The sequence below is a fragment of the Paenibacillus sp. P4_A9 genome (assembly GCF_056402415.1).
In genome coordinates this window covers 1-4,727 of the sequence record NZ_JBFUHL010000145.1, presented here as the reverse complement: position 1 = coordinate 4,727, position 4,727 = coordinate 1, and the positions used below count along the sequence as shown (strand labels likewise).

Genomic DNA, 4,727 nt, shown 5'->3' with positions numbered 1-4,727 from the left:
CCTGATGAACTGAACTATGTACTCGGAGCCATGTTAATTACACAAATTGCGATGGTTCCCGTTATTGTGAAATTAGCGAATACAATTGGCAAGGCAAAAACCTTTATGCTGTCCACCCTGATGTGGGCTGTTGGTATTCTCTTTATTGCTCTGCTTGGGCCCGATTGGCCTACATGGTCAATTTACGTTATTGCAGTGTGCATGGGATTGGGCATCGTCGGATGCATTGTGATTCCGTGGATGATGTATCCGGATGTAACGGATGTGGGGGAGTTGGCATTTGGCCAGAGAAATGCGGGATCTTTTGGTGGAATTATGACCTTCCTGCGGAATTTTTCAGCGGCAGTCGGCATTTTTATCATATCCAGTATGTTGGATTTTGCAGGGTATTTGAAACCCGAAGAACAAGTGATAGCAGGTGTTACGAAGAAAATCTTGATGGACCAACCGGATGCGGTTCTCATTTGTTTGAAGTTAATTGTTACCGTGATTCCTTTTGCTCTGCTGTTTATTACTTTTAGTATGGCGAGAAAGTACCCTTTGACGCAACACATGCACGAGAAGCTCAATCATTATTTGGAGTTTAAACGAGGGAATATCAAAGAAAGTCCTTTATCGGAGGATGAGGTAGAGGAAATGAAGCGTACACTGATTGGCGTTCGTACAGATATTTAGGAGGCACCCAAGATGGACGAAGTAAATATGACGATTAAAATGGGGCCCAAGTGCTTTCCAGGTATCATAGACCTGCATGAGGGGAGACCCATTCAAGAAGAGCAAATTCATCACATTTGCGAATATATCGATAGCAGGTATGACTGTGCGGATTTCAGAATGGTCTCGATCATTCGGACCCTATACAGCTATAAGCATTTATTAAGTGAATCAACGCTTGAGCGGATACGGAAGACAATTCTAAGTTTTAAGTACTGGATGGACGAACCAGGCGTTGACAGCATGTGCTATTGGTCTGAAAATCATCAAATTCTATTTGCCTCGGTTGAATATTTAGCTGGACAGCTGTTTCCCGAAGACATTTTTACGAACGCGAACATGGCAGGCCATGAACATCTGGTAAAAGCAAAGATCCGCATTTTGCGCTGGCTGAAATATCGTTTTACCTATGGATTCACAGAATGGCATTCCAATACTTACTATGAAGAGGATATCGCGCCGCTGGCTATTTTGATCGATTTCTGCAGGGATGAAGAAATTGTGATTAAATCTAAAATGATCATGGATCTGCTGCTGCTTGATATGGGCATGCATTCCTATAAAGGTCTCTTTGGTGCAACCAGCGGACGCTGTTATGAAGMACAGAAGAAAAATCCTATGGCTCAGGATACCTTGGAAATCAGCGAGTATGTGTGGGGATTTGGTCATCGTGAAACCTATGATTATACAAGAATCTCTTCTAACTTTATCTTAATGGAGCGCTATGACTTACCTAATGTTATCCGGAAAATTGGACAAGATCCTGGAGAAGTTATCATTAAGGATTCCATGGGGCTCGATTTAAAGGAGATCAAGGCGGAGTTCGACGATTTAAATGATATCGATACGACGGGGATGTTTTTGTGGGCGATGGAGAGCTTTACGAATCCAGAATCTGTGAATATGGCTTTAAAAGTGTTCAATGAATGGAAGCTGCATCAGAATCCTTTTTTACAAGATTTTAAAATGATCAACCACCCTTTATTAATCAAGCTTGGCCTGCTGCCGTCCCTCGTTAAAATCCTGAATCCAGTGACTCAGGGGATCGCGATTCAAAGGGCTAATTCGTATACGTACAAAACCAACAATTATATGCTTTCAACCGTTCAAAATTATCATCCTGGGGAATTCAGCGACCAGCAGCATGTGTGGCAGGCGACTTTGTCGAATGTAGTAACGGTTTTTACAACGCATCCCGGGGCCCCGGCGTTTGATGACGTCAACCGAAATTTTTCACCTGACTATTGGGTAGGAAACGGTATTTTTCCCCATTCTGTACAGGATAAGAACGTGCATTTCAGCATTTATAAGATTGATCAAAGGAAAGGCTTAATGGAAGGGAAAAGAGCTACATTTACGCATGCGCACTTTCCTCAGGATAAATTTGATCAGGTCGTTCTGGAGAACAACTATTTGTTTGGTAAATTAGGTGATAGCTATATTGCTCTTATTGGGAAAAATGACTTCAAGATTAACCCGAATGATCCTTCAGATATTATCCAGGAAGGCGTTATTACCTATTGGATTTGTGAGTTAGGGAGCCAAGAGATCTTCGGCAGCTTTGACTCTTTTAGGCAGGCCATTCTCTCACGGAGCGTGAGTTTTGTCAATAATACCTTAAGGTACAAGGGAAGCCGTGAGTACGCTTTAACATATAAAGGGGATTTTTATGTCGACGGTGAGAAGGTTGCAACAGACTATGACAGGATAGACACGCCTTACGTAAAGGCAGATAGAAAACCTGACGAGATCCGGATTGCCTTTGAGGGCAGCAGCTTGTATCTAAACTTTGATCGATGTGAAAGGATCCATGCATGATGGCGAGAGATGATTATTTCAATAAGGCGCTTGCGTTAGCGGACAGTGTCGTAAAGCAATTTGAACCAAAAATGAAATGGATGTGGGGAGAGGCGCTCTTAGGATATGCCTTGACGGAGTTGGATGCGTTTTTGGAGGAAGACAGGTACTTTCATTTTACAAAAGCTTATTGTGATTACTATGTTGCTCATGAACCCCGTGTGGATCAAGCGGACACAAGTGCGCCGGCGCTTATTACCTATGCCATGCAGAAGAGGACTGGGAACGCAGGGTATACCTATTTAACGGATAAAGTACTTAACTACATTAAATATGAACCGCGYATCCTGGATGATGCCGTCAATCATTTGGGGAACTCTCCGGAAGGTAAGTTGTATCCCAAGTCCATCTGGGTGGATTCCTTGATGATGTTTAGTGTCTTTCCAATGCGATATGCGGTGGAAAATGGGGACAAGGCGCTGCTGGACTTTGCAGCAAGGCAGCCGAGACTCTATGCAGGTTATATGCAGGATGCGGAAGACAAGCTCTGGTATCACAGCTATTGGGTAAAAGCCAAAACACATTTCCCGAAAAGTAAAATTTTCTGGGGGCGGGGAAATGGTTGGGTCATTTGCGCGCTGCCGATGATCCTTGAAAATTTGCCTGCCGAGCATCCGGAAAGAGATCGAATTATAGAGATACTACGTGAAACCTCGGAGGCATTACTTCCTTACCAGCGTTCGGACGKGTACTTCGAAACGGTCTTCAATAAAGTGGGCAAAACCTATCGTGAATCCAGCGCGACAGCGCTTATTGCCGCTGGCTGGCTACATAGCGTTCGCAGGGGCTGGCTGGATGATAAATATAGGGAGCCTGCTATAAAGGCTTTTCAACGTGTGGTTGACGATTTTGAAAAAGTCGATGGAAATATCTATATGCCGGAAATTTCAGGACCTACGATCCCAGTGCCCGTATTTCCCTATGCGGGATATAAATGGATGCCACGGGGCAAGAATTGGTCATATGGGATAGCTGCTGTACTTTTTGCGGCCATAGCGTATCAAAAGCTGCTAGAACCTTAGGTTTTGGCTTACTTGAGGAGCGAGATGGATAAAATGGCAGTCAGCGGCAAATAGTAAATGGCGTGAGACAAACTTTTTTGGATTGAGAGAGGAGGAAGCAAACATGCCAGATAGTCAGTCCCAGACGACTCAAACGACATCAGATCGCAATGTTATTACAGACAAGGAGCTCTCCTATGTGAAGGACTTTTTGTCCTGGGAACTGCTCGCGATGAAGAAATGCAATGATACTGCTAATCGGTGCACGGATCCGCAAATTAAAGTACTTATCAATCAAGTTGGACAAAAGCATCTCAACCACTACAATTCGCTGCTTTCGCTGCTTCATTAGCAGTTGCGACATCAACAGGAGGTAAAGCCATTGAGTCTAGAGCTCGCCATGCCCCAATCAAGTCAACTTCCGCAAGTGAAGGGGCCGGAATTAAACGATCGCGATTTTTTAAATGACATTTTAACAAATGAGAAGTACTTATCCTCCGGGTATAATACGGGACTGCTGGAAATGCAAAATCCGAAGCTGCATGAAACGGTTCAAGGCATTTTGAGCGATACGCATAATACCCAGTATCAGTTGTTCAACCAGATGTTTCAAAAGGGCTGGTACAAAATGAAAGTTGCTGATCAACAGGATATTCAACAAACGAAAACGCAATTTACGAATTATCAAACGCAGTTTCCTACGTTTCATTAATGGATTAAATGGAATAATGCACAATGTAAGTGTCGGATGACAAGAACATGGTCCGAATCAAGTCCGCGCAATTGCGGGCTTTTTTTCGTTCAAAGGATGATTGAGGTTGTGCCTTTTTTATCTTCTAACACTCTGTTTACATCTTTAATTAGTGTTTCTCAGAGCACCCGAATAGGGTGTTTTTTTACTTTATACGCATAGTACTAACGATACAAAACAACCCGTGTCTTTTCCTTTCCAGAGGTCATGTGTTTCATTCGCACGGAATAAAATAGTGGAGAGAAGAGGTGGAGCGATGAGGAAAATGCCGCTTATCGGAATAACGGGTTATCATGTTACTGGAGAGGAAGGGGTCGGCGGTACCTTTCGGGGAGTGAAGGGACAAGGCTTCAGCGTCATAGGCCACGATTATATACAGGCGGTGAAGCAGGTTGGTGCCATTC

At 43.6% G+C, this 4,727-nt stretch carries 5 protein-coding genes; all 5 read left to right on the top strand.

Annotation, left to right across the window (positions count from 1 at the left end; genetic code table 11):
- A partial coding sequence (locus AC1DVJ_RS30085; protein ID WP_477596445.1) for an MFS transporter occupies positions 1–675 on the top strand: 675 nt, incomplete at its 5' end.
- A gap of 12 nt (positions 676–687) precedes the next feature.
- A complete protein-coding gene (locus tag AC1DVJ_RS30080) occupies positions 688–2,532 on the top strand; it encodes a hypothetical protein (protein ID WP_477596443.1) in 1,845 nt (614 codons plus the stop codon).
- Positions 2,532–3,593, top strand: a complete 1,062-nt coding sequence (locus AC1DVJ_RS30075) for a glycoside hydrolase family 88 protein (RefSeq protein ID WP_477596441.1) — start codon at positions 2,532–2,534, stop codon at positions 3,591–3,593. Before AC1DVJ_RS30080 ends, AC1DVJ_RS30075 begins: the two co-directional genes overlap by 1 nt.
- Positions 3,594–3,696: 103 nt before the next feature.
- The gene (locus AC1DVJ_RS30070) at positions 3,697–3,924 is read left to right on the top strand and encodes a hypothetical protein (RefSeq protein ID WP_477596439.1); all 228 of its coding nucleotides are present in this window, start codon (positions 3,697–3,699) and stop codon (positions 3,922–3,924) included.
- A 30-nt stretch (positions 3,925–3,954) separates the two neighbouring features.
- Positions 3,955–4,284, top strand: coding sequence for a spore coat protein (locus tag AC1DVJ_RS30065; protein ID WP_477596437.1), 330 nt, complete (start codon positions 3,955–3,957; stop codon positions 4,282–4,284).
- Positions 4,285–4,727: the final 443 nt, after the last annotated feature.